At 45.9% G+C, this 20,476-nt stretch carries 17 protein-coding genes; 5 read left to right on the top strand and 12 right to left on the bottom strand.

Going from position 1 to position 20,476, the window contains the following annotated elements:
- Window positions 1–4 precede the first annotated feature (4 nt).
- Complete coding sequence (locus tag MHH92_RS06205; protein ID WP_076327333.1) at window positions 5–1,855, bottom strand: DUF4127 family protein; 1,851 nt, start codon at window positions 1,853–1,855, stop codon at window positions 5–7.
- 343 nt (window positions 1,856–2,198) lie between these two features.
- Here MHH92_RS06205 and MHH92_RS06200 point away from each other — a divergent pair, with 343 nt between their 5' ends.
- Complete coding sequence (locus MHH92_RS06200) at window positions 2,199–2,681, top strand: hypothetical protein (protein WP_036668826.1); 483 nt, start codon at window positions 2,199–2,201, stop codon at window positions 2,679–2,681.
- A gap of 94 nt (window positions 2,682–2,775) precedes the next feature.
- Here MHH92_RS06200 and MHH92_RS06195 read toward each other — a convergent pair whose 3' ends face one another.
- From MHH92_RS06195 to MHH92_RS06165, 7 genes are all read right to left on the bottom strand, one after another.
- The gene (locus tag MHH92_RS06195) at window positions 2,776–3,735 is read right to left on the bottom strand and encodes a hypothetical protein (RefSeq protein ID WP_445744663.1); all 960 of its coding nucleotides are present in this window, start codon (window positions 3,733–3,735) and stop codon (window positions 2,776–2,778) included.
- 179 nt (window positions 3,736–3,914) lie between these two features.
- A complete protein-coding gene (locus tag MHH92_RS06190; RefSeq protein ID WP_340902674.1) occupies window positions 3,915–4,550 on the bottom strand; it encodes a VOC family protein in 636 nt (211 codons plus the stop codon).
- On the bottom strand, window positions 4,547–5,005 hold the full coding sequence (locus MHH92_RS06185; protein WP_036611437.1) for a VOC family protein: 459 nt from the start codon (window positions 5,003–5,005) through the stop codon (window positions 4,547–4,549). The genes MHH92_RS06190 and MHH92_RS06185 overlap by 4 nt, the downstream gene beginning before the upstream one ends.
- A gap of 47 nt (window positions 5,006–5,052) precedes the next feature.
- Entirely contained in the window at window positions 5,053–5,628 is a 576-nt protein-coding gene (locus tag MHH92_RS06180) for an NADPH-dependent FMN reductase (RefSeq protein ID WP_036611439.1), read from the bottom strand.
- A 188-nt stretch (window positions 5,629–5,816) separates the two neighbouring features.
- Window positions 5,817–6,551, bottom strand: a complete 735-nt coding sequence (locus tag MHH92_RS06175) for a response regulator transcription factor (protein WP_340902673.1) — start codon at window positions 6,549–6,551, stop codon at window positions 5,817–5,819.
- Between the two features lie 18 nt (window positions 6,552–6,569).
- Complete coding sequence (locus MHH92_RS06170; RefSeq protein ID WP_340902672.1) at window positions 6,570–8,237, bottom strand: GAF domain-containing sensor histidine kinase; 1,668 nt, start codon at window positions 8,235–8,237, stop codon at window positions 6,570–6,572.
- 99 nt (window positions 8,238–8,336) lie between these two features.
- Window positions 8,337–8,819 carry an ArpU family phage packaging/lysis transcriptional regulator gene (locus tag MHH92_RS06165; RefSeq protein WP_017690187.1) on the bottom strand — a complete coding sequence of 161 codons (483 nt, stop codon included), beginning with the start codon at window positions 8,817–8,819 and terminating at the stop codon, window positions 8,337–8,339.
- Window positions 8,820–9,706: 887 nt separating this feature from the next.
- Between MHH92_RS06165 and MHH92_RS06160 the strand changes: the two genes are divergently transcribed.
- The 3 genes from MHH92_RS06160 to MHH92_RS06150 all read left to right on the top strand — a co-directional run bounded on the left by MHH92_RS06160 (window position 9,707) and on the right by MHH92_RS06150 (window position 12,581).
- Window positions 9,707–10,150 (top strand): helix-turn-helix domain-containing protein, encoded by a 444-nt coding sequence (locus tag MHH92_RS06160; protein ID WP_082219000.1) that lies wholly within the window; start codon window positions 9,707–9,709, stop codon window positions 10,148–10,150.
- A gap of 42 nt (window positions 10,151–10,192) precedes the next feature.
- Window positions 10,193–10,609 carry an ImmA/IrrE family metallo-endopeptidase gene (locus MHH92_RS06155; RefSeq protein ID WP_036668810.1) on the top strand — a complete coding sequence of 139 codons (417 nt, stop codon included), beginning with the start codon at window positions 10,193–10,195 and terminating at the stop codon, window positions 10,607–10,609.
- A 172-nt stretch (window positions 10,610–10,781) separates the two neighbouring features.
- Window positions 10,782–12,581 (top strand): 5'-nucleotidase C-terminal domain-containing protein, encoded by a 1,800-nt coding sequence (locus MHH92_RS06150; protein WP_340902668.1) that lies wholly within the window; start codon window positions 10,782–10,784, stop codon window positions 12,579–12,581.
- Window positions 12,582–13,179: 598 nt separating this feature from the next.
- On the opposite strand, the gene MHH92_RS06145 is transcribed toward MHH92_RS06150, so the two are convergent.
- Together MHH92_RS06145 and MHH92_RS06140 are read right to left on the bottom strand one after the other, a co-directional pair.
- Window positions 13,180–14,964 (bottom strand): proline--tRNA ligase, encoded by a 1,785-nt coding sequence (locus MHH92_RS06145; protein ID WP_253506189.1) that lies wholly within the window; start codon window positions 14,962–14,964, stop codon window positions 13,180–13,182.
- Between the two features lie 370 nt (window positions 14,965–15,334).
- Window positions 15,335–17,281, bottom strand: coding sequence for an FAD-dependent oxidoreductase (locus MHH92_RS06140; protein ID WP_253506187.1), 1,947 nt, complete (start codon window positions 17,279–17,281; stop codon window positions 15,335–15,337).
- Between the two features lie 440 nt (window positions 17,282–17,721).
- On the opposite strand from MHH92_RS06140, the gene MHH92_RS06135 reads away from it, so the two are divergent.
- Window positions 17,722–18,393, top strand: a complete 672-nt coding sequence (locus tag MHH92_RS06135) for a 3'-5' exonuclease (RefSeq protein ID WP_017690193.1) — start codon at window positions 17,722–17,724, stop codon at window positions 18,391–18,393.
- Window positions 18,394–18,450: 57 nt separating this feature from the next.
- Here MHH92_RS06135 and MHH92_RS06130 read toward each other — a convergent pair whose 3' ends face one another.
- Window positions 18,451–19,422, bottom strand: coding sequence for a helix-turn-helix transcriptional regulator (locus MHH92_RS06130; RefSeq protein ID WP_253506185.1), 972 nt, complete (start codon window positions 19,420–19,422; stop codon window positions 18,451–18,453).
- 151 nt (window positions 19,423–19,573) lie between these two features.
- Window positions 19,574–20,278 (bottom strand): hypothetical protein, encoded by a 705-nt coding sequence (locus tag MHH92_RS06125; RefSeq protein WP_017690195.1) that lies wholly within the window; start codon window positions 20,276–20,278, stop codon window positions 19,574–19,576.
- Window positions 20,279–20,476 lie beyond the last annotated feature (198 nt).

Here is a 20,476-nt window from a genome sequence, read left to right as displayed (position 1 = left end):
CAGTTTAGTTCAACGTAACTTGCGGGTTCAACGTAATCTCAAATGCACGGCCCCAGATGAAATCAGGATTCCCATATTCCAGCAGCGCACTGCTATACGTCGCATAAGACAATTCGTCATCACAGATCTGCTTAATCGCCACATTGCCTGTCTGGAAGGCTGTTTTATTCGCAAGTGCCGTTGTGTAAGTCTGCATCAAATCACGGAGCAATGTTTGCAAATGGGCATAGTCTTCCTCCGAGTTGAACAGCAACATATTTTGATCCGAAAGGGTAGCCACGTTGGTATACAGCGCATGGGCTCGGGAATACGTGCGGATGTCCGCAATCGCTACCGCTTTGTAGTAGTAATCCTTCAGGAAACGCTTAAACAACAGCGATCCATGCGCATTCATAGCATCTCGCAACTTATGCTCATGCTTCTCTGTTGTGATCAATGCGTACCTCGACTGCCCCATACCCACAGCAATACCGATCTTGTTACCTGGTGTATTCCATGCACTATAACCCAGAACCCGTCCAGTATATGGACTGTTGAGCAATGCTTCGGCAACATCAACATTGGCTGGTCCTTTACCCACAAAATCAATCAATACCGAAGGCAGACCTTGCTCACTATTCAGCGTCAATTGCTCCAACGCAGCCTGTACCTGATCCAGAGCCGTAATGGCAATAATCTCGATATCGATGCTTGTGTTCTCCCCGGAATTACCCGGATGACCCTTCGTCATACGATCCAGTTCGGAGGTCATGTCAAACGGGACAACTTGATCGGCTGCTACAGCCACTAGCTGTTCATTTTCCAAGCCAGCACTCACATCCGTCACCACCTCCGGTTCAGGATATGCCGAATCCGCTACAAGCACACCACCTACAATATCCACATGACGAACCACATTCTCGTGTACATCCATGTATTCATACGTGTTAATGATGGTATTGCCGTGAGGACCAAAATATTTCACTGCGTAACGTGTCCTCGCCCCGCCTCGGAACAACTGGTTAGCCATGCGAGCAACCAAAGCGTGCCCCAGACCATCCGCATCGGGCAAGACGATAGCTCGATCCGGATTTTGCCCATTGGTTCCACCCAGCCATTCATTGATCCGCGCTTCTACATATTTGATTTCATTGATCTGAACACCCTGCGTGTTAGCATCGTCGACTCCAACTGCGAGGAAATCGATATAACCTGTGCGAGCCAGTTGATCCAGAATGTACAGATTTGTTTTAAATTTATGCTGTCTTGTATTGTAATACTGTTCTTTATCAAAATAGGTCGTTGTCCCATATTCCACTCCATCCGGGGACAGGTTATAACCTTCGATAATATCCTCAAACTCAGTGTATGTCTGACGTGGCTGCTGCATCAATGCACGGGACTCATTATACGCATCAAGCGCCAAGCCATCTGCAAACGAGGTTGTAGCCAAACGCATGATGGTATCCATTACGAATACAGGTTTGCGTGGGTATTTCTGCTTGATCACGCGGATCACATCCAGCAAACGCGTCGTCTCATCATCGTATTCTGGATAGGCGCCTCCTCCATCTTCACGGAGCTGACGACTACCAATCAGGCCGCCATAAGCGAGCATATCGGATGAAATAATGAATCCGTCGACTTTGGCAGCATGTTTCAGAATAAAGTCATGAATCTTGGACGGTTTGCCATAAACCGGCGTGGAGGTGCCGAGCAGCGTTGTGCCATCTACGGTTTTCTCCGAGTCCAGACGATTTTTAATATCACTCAGGTTCGGTGTAACGATATGGATACCGGCTGCTTTCCCTTGCACAATCACATCATCCAGATTCGCTGGACGATCATCCAGTGGAACATACAATACTGTTTTCATATCACGTAGCCTCCTGTTATCTGTTTAGTCTTTAATACCCGATCAGGGCAAGGATGCAATCACCGAATTAAAAAACCGGCCCCATGGCCGGCTGTACTTTAGCGTATGAGCTGTCGGTTGTCTTCCTTGCTGCTGATCCGATAATACCATTTTACCGCCTTTTCCCACTCGCGCTGATGGTAATCGGGATGAAATACGCATGAATGTAGTTGTCTCTATGGCGGTTAAATGCCGATTTCTTGGAGAAAACTCCTATTGATAGTCCAACCAAACCCATTCTGATGATGTTTATATGACATAAGTAGCTTTCAAATCCTACGAACAATAAAGGATGGATATGACCATGAAAAAGAGATATTTCTTCTATCTTTGGATTGCTGTCACCAGTTATATGGCGGGTCCCGCTATGTATGCGTTGGCGATGTACATCTTATATCAGGAAACAGATGTTGTAACAACATCTCTCATTGGATGGACCGCGGCAACATTCTTATCCGTTGGTATCCTGTTTATCCTGATCACAGTCATCATGCTACGAGTGTTCAACATCTATTATTTATGGCTGCAAACCCTGCTCTTCGAGTTGTTTTTCCTTATCCTCGTCTATATGACCACTGTTCTTCTTGGGGCTGGCAACAGGGGACTGCCCAAGCTGTCCTTTCTATTTACACCCGAAGGCATCTCCTTATGGATGTTCTGGGGGAGTATTGCACTTATGAGTTCCTGGGGAATATGGGCAGCGCGTCAGCCCATACGAAAATCACCATACATGCTGGTGTCCAGAGTCATGCTGATCCTTTTTATCCTTGAAATTTGGCCCCGTTAAAAAGGTTCAGGCTGCCCACGATTCGGTAGACCAGAATAATGTCTAGAAGGGGTGTCCATCATGACGGACACCCCTTCTGAAATGTATGTTTATCTCACGCGATGATATAACGAAAATTCTCCCATGTCTCCGGTATAGGTTCCCCGTTCTTGGCATGATGATAGAAACTGAACGGGAATTTAAATACATGACCTCCGTTCCAGTCACGGGAACGTCTGTCGGTGAGCCAATATTCCAGTTCATGAGGGAGCGCCACTGATCGTTCCGCCCGTTCTAGTGGCAGCAGGTCTACGGGTGATTGCAATGTCGGCATCTCCTGTTCAATATCCACATCTCGGCTTAAGCGTAGTGCCTTCACCATGGTAAGGAAAGGCGGAATGCCTTTGTGGAATAATGCAGGATAACCCAGTTCATATAATATGTTAAGCGCATGTCCGTAGGTGAGCATATGACCGATTAGATCATGATGCGCTTCCGCGTGATAGATAGTCTGAAACGCCCCAAGCTCATCCAGAATCAGGCGTGACAACTGAACTGGATCTTCGATCTCGGGGAAACCATCGCTTTTTTCCGGCTTGAGACTGCGAATTTCTTTCATCGTTGTGTTCATCCAGGATCTTCCCGGGATGGTTCGATCGAATGAATCGATCAGTTCAACCAGCCGACTAATATCCTCCGCAGTGCCCCATCCATCCAGTTCGCGAATGGCTTTCAGACTGATTGCCCCGTAGATGGCCTGGTGTCCAACCCAGTGCAGTTCTCCAATCGTTCGATCCAATGCGTCCGTAATACGCGCTTCGGCATCTTCCCTGGGCATCATCTCACCAATCGGAGAGGTCTGACCACGGCTGATTCCATGCTGGCGAAGCATGGCTTTTGCTTCGGCCGTAACACTGCCGGCGGCAAGGGCAGTGAGACGATTTTCCCGTAACCAAAAATATGCCGCAATCGCACCCGCCCCATAATGGGCGTGCCACAGATCTCCTGTACGTTCCCGACTGGAAACGATAATCGCTAGTCCTTCTTCCAACAAACGTCGATCCAAGCTTGCCACCACCCTTCATCATATGTAAACTCATCAGAGAAACTATATAAGTTGAACTAAGATCTGTCCTCTCCGTTATCGTGTAAATTTAGTTCAACTTATATATCCTAATTAATAAATAAAGCGTTTACTTCTATAACATGATGGAAATGCTCCACATATGCCCGTTTTGCCCCGGAATGCAAAGTTTAGCCAATTCGAAGCTTGCCCACGCCAAGGATGGATACTTCCAACGGATAGATCTGTGCTTTTTGCTTGGAGAAAAACCATGTCCGATCCTTCCTCACCACAATAAACAGACCGTGCACATCTCCTACAGGAGCAAAGGTATCACTAACCTCACCCCAGCGCGTGAGTCCAATCTGCTGAAGCTCATTCACCGTAGACAGAACATCCTCCGTCACCAGTCCAACTTCACACACCTGTAATATATCTTGAGTCGAGAAGTCATGGTCACTCTCGTTCTGAATACGATGATGAGCAATCAGCTCAATAATATTGCCTGCCGGATCTTCGAAATAGAGAGAATGAGAGTTCCAATTAGTAGAGTACGTCTCATCCCGATCTCCTTCTCTGCTTAAAACAACACGTGATGCAGCCCACTGCTTCGCTTCCTTGAACCGATTCGTCGGAATCGACCAGGCCACATGATAAAAGGGCTCACGATCTGTTTCACACGGTTTGAAAATCATCTTTGTCCTTCCAACCTGCAGGTTGAAGGCCTGATCCGTGGCATTGGAGACCTCCATTCCCAACGTATCACGATAAAAATGCTTGAGGTCCTCCAGCCGTGTTGTATATAACTGTAATTCTTCAATCATCATACGGTCTTCTCCTGCATCTCCTCCCACTGACTCCACGGCACCATGCCAAGTTCAGGCTTCGCTTCATCCGGGAGCATGGCGATGAATTCAAGCATATGACCATCCGGATCGTTAAAATATACAGATACCGCAGGCATCCAGCCGAAGACGTACAGTTCACCGATATCATCATTCAGGAAGTTCTGTGTCTTGATCCCTTTGTTCTCCAAGTGAGCCACCGCATGTTTCATATCCTCCAGAGATACATGAAAAGCAAAGTGCTGACGTTTCACCTCGGAAGGTTCCTTTTGCCACAATCCCAGCATGGCATTGCCCTTTCCACCAATCCAGTAGAAGGAGTTCCCACGTTCTTTCTGCCCGTAGGCATGAGGTAAACCCAGGACCGTTTCATAGAAATGATGGGATCTCTCCAGATCCGTCACGTTTAAATGTGTTTCAAATATGCCTGTAATCATAATGCTCAACCTCTTTTCCTTTTCCGATTTTTCATCTTCCTTGGTTCTCAACTCATGGTAGAATTCCGCGCATTCGTTAACGTCTGGGCCAGATTTAAAAACGATCCAATGACCCGCTGCACCCGGTCCTCTATATCCTGACTGCCTTCATACTCCTCGTATCCGTCAAATGTCGCTTCAAATCGTCTGCGCTGCGCACCACCAATGGATATCCACTCCTGGGCATTAATGCCATGCAGATTGCGAACAATCGCTTGCAGTTGTAAAAGTGAACTTACCCCCACCGCTCCACCAGAGGAGCTGATGGACAGGACGGGCTTGCCGCTGAAATGAGCCTGACTCAGGTGATCCAATGCATTTTTGAGCACACCGCTAATACTGCCGTGATACTCTGGTGTAGACAGGATGATCGCATCAGCCGCGAGCATACGTGTATTCAGGTCTGCCAGATGTTCATGATCCGCTTGTTTTTCATCTGGCGCGTAGAATGGAAGTGGTGTCTGATACAGATCAAACAGGCTTGCCTGATGTCCCTGACCGCGAATAATCTCCACAGCATACTCTCCCAGACGTGTACTGGTTGCATTGTTCCGATTGCTTCCTGCCAAAATAACAATATTCATTCATGTCACTCTCCTTGGTTTTTTAATAATTCAAACTCTCATGTTTCAACCGATCTGTTATTTCTACTCTTATCTTACCTTTCTTTTGCATCCAAATCGTCAGCAGATAGACTTAACTTGAAATGCCAAAAAACTCAACCTTTAGGTTGAGTTTATACGACTTAAGTATGAACATATGTCGGAATTGGTCACACGACCCAGCCATTTCTTACGGCATGAAGAGCCGCTTGCGTCCGATCCGCCAGTCCCAGTTTGTCGAGCAGATGACTGACATGGGTTTTGACCGTTTTTTCGGTGATGACCAATTGAACCGCAATTTCCTTGTTGCTCAGTCCTTGAGCAATCAGCCCCAATACCTCTTGTTCACGGCGAGTGAGCATATCCGGACCACCAAGGGATGTTTCATTTGATTTTCCAACCTGCTTCAGCTCTTGGAGTTGACTGTCTGCTGACCGATCTGTCGGTATATGCTGTGGTTGCTGTTCATTTATAGACCAATCGGATGAAGCCATCACATGCATCAATTGACCTGCTGCGGCGGGATGCAATTCCACCTGACCTGCATGCACATTACGAATGGCTACGGCCAGATCCTCCGGTTCAATATCCTTGAGCAGATATCCTTTAACTCCTGCGCGAACAGCAGGAACGACATGATCCTGATCCGAAAACGAGGTGAGCACAATGATTCGCGTTGCTGGCAATAACGTGCGCAGCCTTCTGGCTGTTTCAATTCCGTCCATGATCGGCATATGCAGATCCATTAATACCACGTCAGGTTTTAACGCTTCCGCCTGAGCCAGTGCTTCCTGTCCGTTCGATGCTTCGCCCACAACCTTCATGTCTTGCTGTGTCGTCAAAAAAACGTGCAGCCCCCGTCTCACCATCGCATGATCGTCTGCGAGCAAAATCGTAATCGGCATCTCTTCTTCCCCCTGACTTTATACAGATTCGAACGGAAGTGGAATGACTGCCGTTATTGTTGTTCCCTTGCGGGAATAACTCACTATTTCTAAGCTGCCACCGAGCGATTGAGCCCGTTCCTTCATAATGGACAGGCCAAGGGAGCTTCCAGACGACGCTTTTGGCCTGTTCGCACCACCTTTTCCCTGATCTGTGACGGTGAACACCACTTCATGATCACTTAACTTGAGGGTGACCTCAGCAGAAGGAACATCCGCGTGTTTTCTTACATTATTCAGCGCTTCCTGTCCGATTCGCCACAATGCTTCTTCTATATTACGCGGTAAAGACCGCATTCCCGTCCGGTTCATCACCACTTGGAGCCCCTGGCTGGTACCGTATTCCTGTAGCGCATGGAGCAGCCCTGCTTCCAGTCCCGCGGGACGGAGCTGCATAATCAATGCGCGCATTTCCTTGAGAGCCTCCTGAGACAAAGCCCGAATATCCTTCATCGCTTCCGCTGCCGGGTGCAACTGCTCGGAGTCGGATAACATACTTTCCGCGCCTTTAGCCGTTAACGATAGTGAAAATAAAATCTGATTAACCGAATCATGCAGATCGCGAGCCAACCGGTTTCTCTCTTCCAGTCGTGCAAGTTCGCGGCGATTCTCCGCCAGCTTCAGACTCTCCCATGAGGCCGCAATATGTTCGGCCAATGCCTCCAGCACTTCACGGTCTGCCTGCGCAGGACCTGATGTTCCTATTCCGATCACCAGAATTCCCGTTTCCCCTGGCGTATGGTACGGAAGTGGAGCAGCAATTCCCGAGGCAATGGAATTCGCAGTCTGGTCAGGCTTGCACAGGGTAAATATCTCAGCGATCTCTGTCCCAGACAAAGATGTTACACGATGACTATTGATTATATGGTTAATGTGGCTCGTCACTTCTGAAGATAACGGAGTACTTGATAACGCTCGAACCTTATCATCTGCATAGGCTGCCTGCACAACGAACAATCCATTTTTCTGCTGAATGATTGTAGCAAAAGGCCAATCATAATGCTGCCCAAGCAGCTGTACAACTTTTAAACAAAAAGCATCAGAATTGCTGCATTCGTTCACTGCAAGACCCAAAGCCGTGCTGAACTCCCCCAGCTTGGCATACAGATCAGCTCGTCGCTGCTCCGCACGATACAATCTCATCCGTTCTACCGCACTCCCAATCTGGTACGCCACGCCCTGTAACAGCGCCAGCTCACTGTCGCTGAAATGTTCCTTGGCTGGCGCAGCCACGTTGAGCAGGCCTAGCATCTTCTCCCCTGACCTTAACGGGACGGTTGCATGGTGGGTAATATCATGGGTATCTCCCCATTGGAATTCAACGGCATCCTCCAGCCGTTTACAGTTAATGATGTTGACCGCATGATTGAGCTGACCGTCCTTAAAGCGGTTCACACACCAGCAGGTACCCGTTCGCATGGGCTCTTTATCTTCACGCAGTAATGCCGGGGGCAGATTATAATCCGAAACACAGGTATAGTCTCCACGTTCATTAATCAGAAACATCCAGCCTGCCGTTAATCCGGTCAACTCCAGTAATTTGCCGACCACTGTATCCAGCATTAAGTTCAGATCATTGGACGTATTGAGCGTTTCCGCGATTATCTTCAACGTGACCATTTCCTGCATTCCGACTTCTTCCGACATCGCAGAATTCTCTCCTTTGGCTGTACCAACTGTGGTTTGTTCAACTATTGTAACCAATCCACCTTGGATATTAAAGGATCAACTTCTTCAATCGCTCACTCAGCCCAGCTTCTGTCGCTCTTTGCGGGACACAGACAAAGGCTCCATATTAATCAGACCTCGATCTGACAGAGCCAGCGCCATTTTGTAGAAAGCACGTGTACGAATCTTCGTATACGTATCCTTGCTGACAGGCGGATCAAACACATGGTTATACACTTTATAGTCAAACACATCATCGTCTTTCAAATATCGTTCACAGACGAGTACACGTTCCTTTTCACTCAGCCGGGACACAACAAAATCAATCGTATCGCAGTATGCTTGACGCGCGCGCTGCACGTCCACATTGTAGATCGCGGTTCTCGCCGTGGAATCCCCCGTCACATTGGTTGCACCGTGGAAACGCTCGGCATAACTTGCCGTCACCATAACCTCTCGTTCTTCAAATGCAATGGTTTTATAGATTCGGTATTTTTCCAGCGCAGCTTCAACAGCTGTTTGCGTTTTGCGTCGGTCCAATTCGGGTAGCATCAATTCCATATTTATCTTCCTCCTTTAGTATTCTTTATAAAATAAATTTCTAATAGTTTCGCATGATCACTCCGATGACAGAACAACCTTCCGATGTAGCTTTCTTCAGGTTATTTCTGTCCTCTACGTTTCCGTTCAACTTATATAGGTAAACATGCAACCACTTCATCTTTAACACTTTCATTTCTCAACTCATATCACTCATTCAATGGTTCACATGAAATTGTTTTGCAATCGTAAACGATGACAAAACGCTCTTATTCATAGAGTTGTCCAGTTCTCCAAAAAAGTAACGACAATTCTTCAATTTTCTCTGTTGCCTTTTGGAATCAATCCAAATCACTATATTTCGCGGATTTCCATTGTTCGGAAGGTACTCCCCCAAACTCTAACCTGTATCAAGTTTACATTTTGTTCGTATAGTGTTCGTATTTCTATTTGAGGATACCACTTTCTGGAGATCGGAGTAAACCTTCATTTTGGTTCGTTTTGACGATAAAATAAAACCTTCGCTCTCATTTCCTATGCCTTTTGGCATAATTGTTTCATATCTCTTTACCTAATGGTATATATACGTTATAGTACTGTTTAATTAATGAACTTCCGTATAAGTCATTTGATTTTTATAAAGAAGCCACCGAGATTTTTAGGGAAGGGACTTAGGTGTGTATCACGCGCATACGCAGTGAAGGAGACGGAATCGATTCTGAAGAAGCGAAGCGTTCGCCTTTATCCCCGGATTTCTCCCTTTAGAGAGGGAAATAGGAAATCTGGGGATAACAGCGATCAAAAGAACGATCCGAATCCGAAACGGGCATTGAACGCACACCTACCTCCCCCATCCAACTGTCTTCTTTATAACTCAAGCACTTGTACGAATCGAAGGAGTTGGCATAATTGTGGAGCACGCTTTTGGTCCTTATATGAAACAACTGCGCGAGCAACAGGGATACAGCATCAATCAGCTCGCCGAAGCAGCCGGAATAAGCAACTCACAGATTTCACGTATTGAGAACGGGGTCCGGGGTGTGCCAAAACCAGCGACCATCCGCAAGATTTCAGATGCACTCTCGGTGCCCTATACAGAGATGATGAAGCAGGCCGGTTATATTGAACCAGGGAGTGCTGCTGAACTTCAGGACGTACCGGAATGGGCTACATACAAAGACCGTCGTGATTTCAAAAAGATGCTGGAGGATGATGATGATCTGATGTTTGACGGTATTCCACTCGATGAAGAGGACAAGAAACGAATCAAGGATGTGCTGACAGGTCTGTTCTGGGAAGCCAAACAGATGAACAAACGCAAAAAGACAGACGAATCGGACAATCGCCCATGAGGCACGACCCACTGAATTTAATGAGGCAGCAGGTGAGATCATATGGATGACATCGTAACAAAGCTGATTCGAAAACACCGGACCAACTGCCCGTTCAGCATTGCCCGCGCGGTTGGAATACAGATTCGTTTCACCAATTTGGGGAAGTCCACCAAGGGAATGTACTTTCGTAAGCTCCGGCGCAGGTTTATCGTCATACACAATGATTTGCCGCCGGAGTGGCAACGGTTCGTGTGCGCCCATGAGCTTGGACACGACCGACTTCATAAAGGGATTAATCGATTCTTTCTGGAGGAACATTCCTATTTTGCTCCAGGCAAGCTGGAAAGACAGGCTAACCGTTTTGCCATTCAATTGCTGACCTCCGGAGTGATGCCTGAACCGGATGAATCTTTGGAGAAATTTTGTTTACGTACCGGACTGCCGCGTGAAGCGCAGCATTTTTTTTACACTCTTTAAGAACATATGTTCTTTCCGAAGATTATATTTTCCAACAGCAGATTTACATGTCACTTTCAGGTTACTTATTTTTACGTAATTCGCGAGATTTCCTAATAATAGTCTGTTAAAATACTATTTGAGCTGTGTAAATGCTCAAGTAGATTATTATTTTGGGAGGTTTCGGAATCATATGAAAATCTGGAAGAATTACGTTTCACTTCTGCTAACGGTCTGTTTGCTGTTTGGCAGTGTAGGTATTGCCGCAGCTGCAACGGATACCACTCCGGGCACAGGTAAACACATTACCATTCTACATACGAATGATACGCATGCCCGTGCAGTTGAATCTTCACCTGCTATGGGTTTTGCCAAAGTAGCTGGAATCGCTGACAAATATCGTAGCGAAAACCCGAACACACTCTTGCTCGATGCTGGAGATGCTGTGCATGGTACAACATTTGCCACTCTTGTGAATGGTGAGAGCATCGTGAAAGTCATGAATGAAATGGGATACCAAGCCATCGTACCGGGTAACCACGAATTCAACTACGGTTCAGATCGCCTGATCGAACTGGCAGACATGATGAACTTCCCCATGCTGAGTGCCAACGTGAAGAAAAAAGACGGAACACGTCTCTTCGATCCTTACCTCATTAAAGAGGTGGATGGCGTTAAAATTGGTATCATCGCTTTGACTACACCGGAAACGTTGTACAAAACGAATCCAAAAAACGTAGAAGGTCTTGATATTACAGATCCATCTGCAGAAGCCAAAGTTCTGGTAAACGAAATCCGCAGCAAAGTAGATGTTGTTGTTGTACTGGGACACCTTGGACAAGACGCGTCCAGCACCGATACTAGCTTTAAAGTTGTTAAAGAAGTTCCTGGCATCGACGTATTCATCGATGGTCACAGTCACACTGTACTGCAAGATGGCCTTGTATCCGATAACGGAACATTGATTGCAAGTGCAGGGGAATACACTAACTACGTCGGTGTCATCGATCTATGGGTAGATGGTGGTAAAGTAACAAAGAAACAAGCAACATTGCTTGATGAAACTGAAGCAAAAGACATCAAACCAAATGAGAAAGTCGCGACTCTCGTGAACTCCATTCAAAAAGAACAAGAACCTATCTTGAAAGAAGAAGTAGCCAATACGGCTATTCTGCTGGATGGTAAACGTGAACAGGTACGTGCAGGTGAAACTAACCTGGGTGACCTGCTTGCAGATGCCATTCGTGATGTCAGCAAAGCCGATATTGCACTGACTAACGGTGGTGGTATCCGTTCTTCCATCGAAAAAGGGATCGTAACCAAAGGTGATATCATCACAGTGCTTCCTTTTGGTAATCAAGTAGTAACCCTTGAAGTGAAAGGGTCCGATATTCTGGCAGCCCTTGAAGTCGGTGTAGCTTCCTACCCGGAACCAAGCGGTGGATTCCCGCAAGTATCTGGTATCAAGTTCAAAATCGACACTTCCGCTGCAGAAGGTAGCCGTGTACATTCCGTAACCGTGGGCGATAAAGCCCTTGATCCGGAAGCAACGTATACACTGGCAACCAATGATTTCACAGCTGTTGGTGGTGACGAATACACCATGTTTGCCAAATATCCGACTACGGGTATGTACGGCGCGCTGGACGAAGCATTGATCAATTACATGCAGAAGCTTGGCGCTGTAGACATCAAAACAGATGGTCGGATCAGTGAAGCGGTAAAACCTGCAGTAGAGCCGGAAACTCCGGCAACAGAAACACCAGCTCCAACCAAGCCAAAACCAGAAACACCAAAACCGGAAAAACCGTCTAAACCAACGCCGAGCAAACCAGCTCCAGCCAAACTGCATGTTGTGAAATCCGGAGATTCCCTGTACTCTATTTCCAAACAATACGGCACAACTTGGCAGTCATTGCAAAAGCTGAACAATATCAAAAATCCACACTGGATTTATCCAGGTCAACAATTGAAATTGCCTGCAGCTTCTTAAGCTCAGCAAAGCAAAGTGCATATAGGCATGATCGCTTATAAGGCGCAACATCATTCGAATCAATTTTGTCATAACCAAAAGGGTGTCCCCCAAGCCAGATTACTGGTTAAGGGGACACCCTTTTGTATCTCTGTTCTTTAACATCAATCCACATCAGATACTTGAACATTTCCTGTGGACATATCCTGCTGATCCTGACAATCATCTGAGGCAAAAATAAATCCCAGCCAGGCCTTTACGGACCAAGTTCATCATGTGCCTTCCACACCGAACTATATAAAAACTCTCCGGAATTACCGTGTTCATGCGGTTATTGTACTTTTATTTCGACATCTCTATCTTCTCAAAATTGCATACTTGCACATAAATACGCCTGAGTATGATCATCTTCAGATCCTTAATCATAAAAGCATTTGTATACTAAATACAACTATCCAAATATAGTTATTTCGTATGATATCACTCATAAAATCCTGCCAAATTACATGCCTATAGCCCTCTTTTTCATGCTCAGATTGGAATTTCAGCAATCAAAATCAGCTACCGCATCATATTCGGTACTATTATATGAACTCATATAATTAATGAATCCCTGAATTTAGGAAGTGAGCTGTTCCTTCACATAAAGCACAGCTTCCTGTGCAGTCAACCCGATTCGTTTCGATTCACCTGATGCTGCAAGTGCGTGTGATCCCAGTTCGACCTGTCCTTCGGCTGCTCCTCGGCCAATAACGATCTGCACAGGCAATCCGATCAGCTCCGCATCCTTGAATTTCACACCTGGACGTTCATCCCGGTCATCAACCAATACCGTGTAACCGCCATCGATCAATTGTTGTTCCAGTTCGAGGGTGAGCTGACGCTGCTGCTCATCCTTCCAACTTACTGTAATCAGATGCACATCATAAGGCGCAACAGCGGCAGGCCATCTTATGCCTTCATCTCCTGCATACTGCTCAGCTATCGCAGCCATCAGGCGGGATACGCCAATGCCGTAACATCCCATGACGGGCGCACACTGGCGACCATTACGATCCAGGAATGAAGCACCCATGGCATCACTATATTTCGTTCCCAATTTGAATATGTGTCCAACCTCAATACCTTTGGTAAACACAAGTGGCGATCCACATGTTGGACAAGCATCCCCCTCCGCAGCAAAGCGGATTCGTTCTACTCGCTCCAATGCAAAATCAATCCCTGGGCGTACACCGGAAACATGCACATCCACTTCATTGGCTCCTGTAATTGCACTCTTCATCACTGCCACGTCAGCGTCCACCACCATCGGCAGATTTAGTCCAATCGGACCCAGGAATCCTACCTTCAGATTTGGATGAGCCGCAATGGCTGCATCGTCTGCAAGGATCAGTTCCTCTGCCCCCAACACCTGCTTCAATGCGATGTCATTCAGTTCATGATCTCCACGCACAAGCGCAGCGACGAGCTGACCATCCGCCACATAAAGCAGCGTTTTGATCATATGTTCAGCACCTTTGCCCACAAAAGTGGTTAACTCTGCGATCGTACGAACGCCAGGTGTCGAGATACGTACTACGGTTTCCACTCCTGAATGTTGATCCGTTTGAAGCGCGGAGTCTGCATTCGCAGAATCAGCTGGAACTTCCAAGCTTCCTTCTTTTTTCTCCATATCTCCAGAAGTCTGATAACCCGCTTTCTCCAGATTTGCAGCATATCCACAATGTTTGCAGGTTACAATTGTGTCCTCACCCACATCAGCAAGTGCCATGAACTCATGTGTTTCTCCTTGACCGCCAATCGTTCCTGCGTCAGCCTCAACACGGATATAGTCCAGACCACAACGCTCCAGAATGCGACTATACGCCGTGTTCATCGCCTGATAAGTCCGATCAAGCTCTTCCCAGTCCGAAGCAAAAGAGTACGCATCCTTCATGATGAACTCACGTCCACGCAGCAATCCAAATCGAGGACGGCGCTCATCCCGGAACTTGGTTCCGATCTGGTACAGGGTGAATGGCAGCTTACGATACGAACTCACCTCGTCCCGCGCTAAAGCGGTTACGACTTCCTCATGTGTTGGTCCAAGAGCAAATTCCCGTGCATGACGATCCTTCAGACGCATCAATTCGGGACCATACTGTGTGTATCTTCCGGATTCTTCCCACAACTCCGCAGGCTGCATAATCGGCAGTAACACTTCCTGACATCCAGCACGATCCATCTCTTCACGAACGATCCGTTCAACATTTAACAATATACGCCGTCCAAGGGGCAGGTAACTGTATATCCCTGCTGCCAGTTGGCGAATCATGCCGGAACGCAGTAACCAGCGATGTCCCGCTGCATCTGCCTCCGCTGGCGCTTCACGTAATGTTGGGACAAGCATTTCACTTTGACGCATCATAACACACTCCTAATCTTCCTTTTTTTGTTATCAAATACGGCGCATAAACAGCAAAAAGACACATCCGTCAAGGGACGAATGTGTCGTGGTACCACCCTTATTTAACTGCAAATTAATCCGTTCGCAACCTATGCGATCTGTAACATGCAGTCCTACGGGGCATAACGGGCCCTGCCGGCGGAGGTTGCAACCCTGTATGGGCATTCTCTTCCGCAGCTCGCGAGGTAGGAATTTATGAAGCAGCTACAGGAACCTTGCACCACACTGTTCCCTCTCTGTTGAAGCTGGCTTGCACAATCATGTCCTCGTTATAACGCTGTTATCATTTTTGACCACATTAGTTCATTTACAAGTAATTGTCAACCAATTAGTCGAATACAACTCCAGAATAATACTCCACTACATCACGAATGAGCATAAACGCATCCCCATTTGTAAGATTGTTCTTGTCAGCAATGCCAGCAAGCGTGTCGGCACTTATAAAGTTTTGTGTTTGCAAATGAGCAAGTGCCTGTTCAAGTGAAGTTTCCGTTTCTGAAGATCCCATTGCCAGACATAACATATACGCAGCCTGATCCAACGTTAAAGGTAGGGTTACGGCATTCTCCATATTTGCTAGAGCTTGGTCGGCACTGCCTGTGTAGGCTTCTGGAAACATCGCTTGCATTCTTTTCAATTTACTTAAAAATCGTTCTGGATTCATTCCTTTATCCAGTTCCCAACCATCGTTATCATAATTGCCTGAAGTCATATACATACTCGCTGCAGCCAGCAATCCCTTGTAATCCTTATGCTCCATATAATCAGGCTGTTCGAAACGATGTACTTTCAGATCCATCCCCTGATTCTCCAGCATCTTACGTAGTTCAGATGCTCGCTCTTCGGAAGTTGAGAGTTCGCGGAAGGACTCCTTATGGATATATGCCAGCTTGACCGCCGCTCCTGCTGCTTCTCCCTCTGCCATTCCCAGTGGGACAACTCTTGCACTACCGTGTGGGATTGTATCAAAACTTGCTGCACGTCCAACGACGAGCAAACCATCAACCTTTAGCGGTACAAGCGAGCGAAAAGGTACACCATATTGAATCGGACTCAACATAATCGTGCCGGGATTTCCAACACTCGTGCTCTGAATATCAATATCGTATGAGCCGTATCCAATAGCATCCCAATGATCACGATTTTCCATGACATCAGCTAATGTTAATCGGTACTCGCCATAGATATGACGTGATTCTCTCACGTAAAGCTCGTCTGCTGTTCCAGCATATTTTAGCCCTGCAAATTCATCATAATTTTTCTTCAGAAAATCAACAATTAGTGGGGCTTCTTTACGCCCGATTTCCAGACCTTTTTTCACAGATATCGGATCTAACGGATCTACCTCAAAGATTTGCATTGTATTAATCAAGATTGTATCATCATTTTGTCTTCCGATATTCAGACTGCGAATCTTAATATGTTGTGGATTCGAGGATTCATATTTTCGAGCATCACCGTACCCCCAAGCACTCATCTTATCAACCCCGGTTCCCTCTCTTTCCCTAAACTTTTGCCATACCTCATCAGTAACACCGCTTAGCTTGAATACAAGCGTAGAGACCATTTTGGATTTACCATCTCCAATATCTTGTCTACCTATGGAGTATGGAACTCCTGCAGCGGCTGCAATATCCGCATCTTGCGTTGCATCAATGATGGAGCGGGTTGAAATCTGAACAGTTGTTCCATCTTCTTTAGTTATGCTCATACCCGTTATTGTCGTGTGATCTCCCGTAGATTGTTCAGTAAGGGGAACTAATTCCTTAACATTCATCAACAGGTCAATGTTAGGTTCAGAACGAACCATCCGATAGAAAATGTTAGCCGCTGTGTTGGTATCAAATGAACTACCCTCGATCTGGTCAAACCATTCCTGGAAGATACCTTTGTTCAAAAAGTCAGGCTGCCGCAAACTACTCAATAACTGCGGTTGTTCAGGGGAATAATTTAGATCCAGTGTATTAAGGCCTCCCTCGGTCAACAATCCTCCCAACATGTTGCGATCTCTTGCTTCCACCAGCAATACACGCATCCCATTACGAGCAGCAGATAAAGCAGCAGTAATACCTTCCGGATCCGTTCCAGCTACAATAACGTTATAGGAATCTTTCAGGTTTAGTGTAGATTGCACGTCCTCCAAAGGCTGCCATACATAATTATTATTAAATTTATAATTCTTGTTCCAAATATAGAATGCTCCATATGCAGCGCTCATTAAAACAATAAACACACTGGCTATAATTGCTGTTATTTTCAATTTTCTACTAATCAAAGAAACAAACCTCCATATGTACTTTAAATTCAATAATACTAACTTAACTCGTGAACTAGTTTTCCTGTGTTATACCAACAACCGACTAACTTTTTCTCCTTTCCTGCATGAGCATGCTATACATAATAAAAAACTCCCCAACACTTCAAACGGTGTTAGGAAGTTCTGATAATAAGACGGAAAATTCTACTTTAATGTTGCCATAAATACAAACAAAACATAGGAAAGTCCCTAACTTTCCTCATTATAACGACCACTTTTTGCGAAGTAAAGACTTACCAAAACCGGAAATGCATCAGAAAGATCATTAAACACTCAGACTGTTCGTTCATCCTGACTACAATGAATTCTCTGGCGATGGCTGACATGGCAGCACGTTCCCTGTAATATAGAGAAATAGAAATCTATCACAGGTATTAATCGATAAAGGAGCTTGTCCTATGCCATATATCATATATGATCTTGAATTCACGGTAAGTCGCAATACTCGCTATTCTTCTGAAATTATTGATATCGGTGCCGTCAAAGTTACGGAAAGTGCGGATGGATTGGTCGTAACGGATACGTTCCATACGTATGTTCGTCCTTCCAATAAGTCTGTTCTTTCCACTGATACGATTCAGTTTACAGGTATCACACAGAAAGATATTGATGCAGCCCCCCTTTTTCCGGCAGCACTGAACCAATTCATTGCCTGGATGGGAAGTGACCCCTATTACATGTGTTCCTGGGGACCCGATGACCGCAGCAAACTGATCTCTCATTGTCGCACCCATCAACTTGATGTGGCCTGGATCACCAATCATAACGATCTCCAGCAACAATGGTCCCGCACCGTTCGTAAAGAAGGCAAGTTCCGTCAACTCGGACTCGCTCAAGCTCTTGAAATCTGTGGAATTGAATTTGATGGTACCCAGCACCGCGCCTTGGATGATGCCATCAATACAGCCAAGGTGTTTATGCATCAATTTGACCGATTCACTCTGGAAAACAACTGTGCAGCCGATGATGAGGGCATTACATCCAAGGTTGTTTATTCCAGCTCCACAGAAGATGAAGAAAAAGAATCTCCATTTGGCAATCTGGCAAGCCTTTTCAAAACCAAAGAGTAACCGTCCACAGCACAATACTTAATCGTGTCTTGGCTTAGGATGGATGGCATTCTAATCTCAACTTTTATTGTACATTTGTTGCCAATAGTTTAGGCGTTCTTTCATCTTGATGCGGTAGATTTCCGGTTCGAGAATTTCCGCATCAGGTCCATATTTAGATATCCATACGAGAAATTCGTCAACATCACTTAATATGGCTTCAAATAACAGGCTACCTTCCGGTTCAATGGTTAGGATGGGTCGCATAAAAAATTGCTCCTGCATCACACGCTCCACAGCATGGGGTGCAAATCGAATTTTGAACGCAGTCCACTCCGTACTTCCCTCGTATGCCCATGGAATGCGGAAGTGCGATTGCATGAGATAATCCTCTTTGCGAAACGTGCGTGGCAATATCCGTATCTTTTGCAGCCGGCTCACCTGAAATATTCGAAGTTTCTCCGACAGGTGACAATACCCTAACAGCTCAAATCTGTATTCACGAGGGATAAGACAGTAAGGATCTATACGTACGATCCCTTTTTTACCTTGAGACAGATACTCCCCTTCAATGGTGTTCTGTGAAATGCCAGCCTGAAGCAGGGTAATCATGGATTGATTCTGCGAATCGTTGTTTTCATTTTGCCATGCGGGCAATCCCGCTTTGAACAATCCACTAATTTGCTCCGACCATTCCACTCGTTCTGTTTTGTTTTTCTGACTCGCAGCAACCACTTTCTCATAAGCGCTCTCAAAAGCAGGTTTCAGCAAAGGACGAATGTTCTCCATAACTTCAGCAAGATGCATGAAAGCTAGGGCTTCTTCATCAGACCAATTTAGCGGATACATGGCAAATTGGCTGATAAACATGTACCCTTGCCCGTGTCCCATATTGGCGATCGGGATATGCATTGCACTGAGGGCCTCCATGTCGCGGTATATCGTCCTTTCCGTCGTCTCGCATCGCTGGGCGAGCTCACGTGCCAGTATGCCTGGCTTGGCCTGAACCAGCGTTATAATGCGCATTAATCGGATTAGTCGGTCTGTCATTTTGCCGGACCCTCCACGATGTTGTTTCAATAAATTTGATACAACTCCATCCATTGTTTAATATGATATTGATACATACATTCGACCTTCTCCTAAACTTCACCTTCAAATATGTAGACTCTCTCTATACCGTTACCACCTGAAATCAACCCTATTCCCCTAATATCTTTTTTTCACGATCATGATATCCTGTTGTAAACGTGATCTCATAGTGATAACGCAACTTTTCAACGATCTCGGCTTCCGCGTAATAGTCCAGATCTTGCTTCCGCGCAGCTTCAATTAACAAGGCATCAGCATGACGACGTAACATATTACTTCCCTCTTGAACCCGGCCTCTTTCGTAGGCGCGCAGGGCTTGTTTGATCAGGGGCACGGTTTCACTTAATTTGATCGTCTTCTCCACCTTGGGATCTTCCGGCTGTCGCAGCATGCCCAAATGACTGGTGTACTGAATATACAACTGTTCTCTTCGTAACAATACACGTTGACTTTGCTTCAACTTCCTTGTGCTCCAGTAGGCTGAACATACGGCAGCTTTTCCTGATACACGGGGTCCCATGACGAATTCAAGCAAAATTTGTTTACTTTCTCCCTTGTACATATCCCCAAGCCTCAATAACCAGCCAATATCCGTTTCCTTGGAACGACATCCATAGATGCCTTTTAGCTGTACTCCATATTCCGGTTTGAGCAAAAGTTCCAAATCTCTTGATACAATTTTGGGTGCTATTTTCCTAAGTCTTTTGGCAGGGGCACCGTTACGCCACTCTACCATCATATATACGGGGTCGGCTCCCCCTGTCGGTATGGCCTCTTTATTCCACGAATAAGATACTTCAAAGACTGAGTTCACTGGTAGTCTCTCCCCCGATTTATGTGTATTATCTTCTAAGTTATCAGGGTGAATGGACACTATATTGTCACGGAACACATGTTCTCATTAAATTTTTCCAATATATTAGTTTTATATCCCTAAATCCGTCTCAATACGACAATAAACGACGAAAAAGCCTGGCACTAGGCCAAGCTTATCAATCACTTATCTATGACA

Source organism: Paenibacillus sp. FSL M7-1414 (assembly GCF_038003195.1).
GTDB classification, from domain to species: Bacteria; Bacillota; Bacilli; order Paenibacillales; family Paenibacillaceae; genus Paenibacillus; species Paenibacillus amylolyticus.
The sequence above is the reverse complement of the archived record's forward strand: the minus strand, read 5'-3'. Positions and strand labels throughout refer to the sequence as shown.

Bases quoted from the DNA above. Each gene is read 5' to 3' on its own strand.
- MHH92_RS06205 (WP_076327333.1), bottom strand. From the start codon at position 1,855: ATGAAAACAGTATTGTATGTTCCACTGGATGATCGTCCAGCGAATCTG.
- MHH92_RS06200 (WP_036668826.1), top strand. From the start codon at position 2,199: ATGAAAAAGAGATATTTCTTCTATCTTTGGATTGCTGTCACCAGTTAT.
- MHH92_RS06190 (WP_340902674.1), bottom strand. From the start codon at position 4,550: ATGATGATTGAAGAATTACAGTTATATACAACACGGCTGGAGGACCTC.
- MHH92_RS06185 (WP_036611437.1), bottom strand. From the start codon at position 5,005: ATGATTACAGGCATATTTGAAACACATTTAAACGTGACGGATCTGGAG.
- MHH92_RS06180 (WP_036611439.1), bottom strand. From the start codon at position 5,628: ATGAATATTGTTATTTTGGCAGGAAGCAATCGGAACAATGCAACCAGT.
- MHH92_RS06175 (WP_340902673.1), bottom strand. From the start codon at position 6,551: ATGCCGATTACGATTTTGCTCGCAGACGATCATGCGATGGTGAGACGG.
- MHH92_RS06170 (WP_340902672.1), bottom strand. From the start codon at position 8,237: ATGTCGGAAGAAGTCGGAATGCAGGAAATGGTCACGTTGAAGATAATC.
- MHH92_RS06165 (WP_017690187.1), bottom strand. From the start codon at position 8,819: ATGGAATTGATGCTACCCGAATTGGACCGACGCAAAACGCAAACAGCT.
- MHH92_RS06155 (WP_036668810.1), top strand. From the start codon at position 10,193: ATGGATGACATCGTAACAAAGCTGATTCGAAAACACCGGACCAACTGC.
- MHH92_RS06150 (WP_340902668.1), top strand. From the start codon at position 10,782: ATGAAAATCTGGAAGAATTACGTTTCACTTCTGCTAACGGTCTGTTTG.
- MHH92_RS06145 (WP_253506189.1), bottom strand. From the start codon at position 14,964: ATGCGTCAAAGTGAAATGCTTGTCCCAACATTACGTGAAGCGCCAGCG.
- MHH92_RS06135 (WP_017690193.1), top strand. From the start codon at position 17,722: ATGCCATATATCATATATGATCTTGAATTCACGGTAAGTCGCAATACT.
- MHH92_RS06130 (WP_253506185.1), bottom strand. From the start codon at position 19,422: ATGACAGACCGACTAATCCGATTAATGCGCATTATAACGCTGGTTCAG.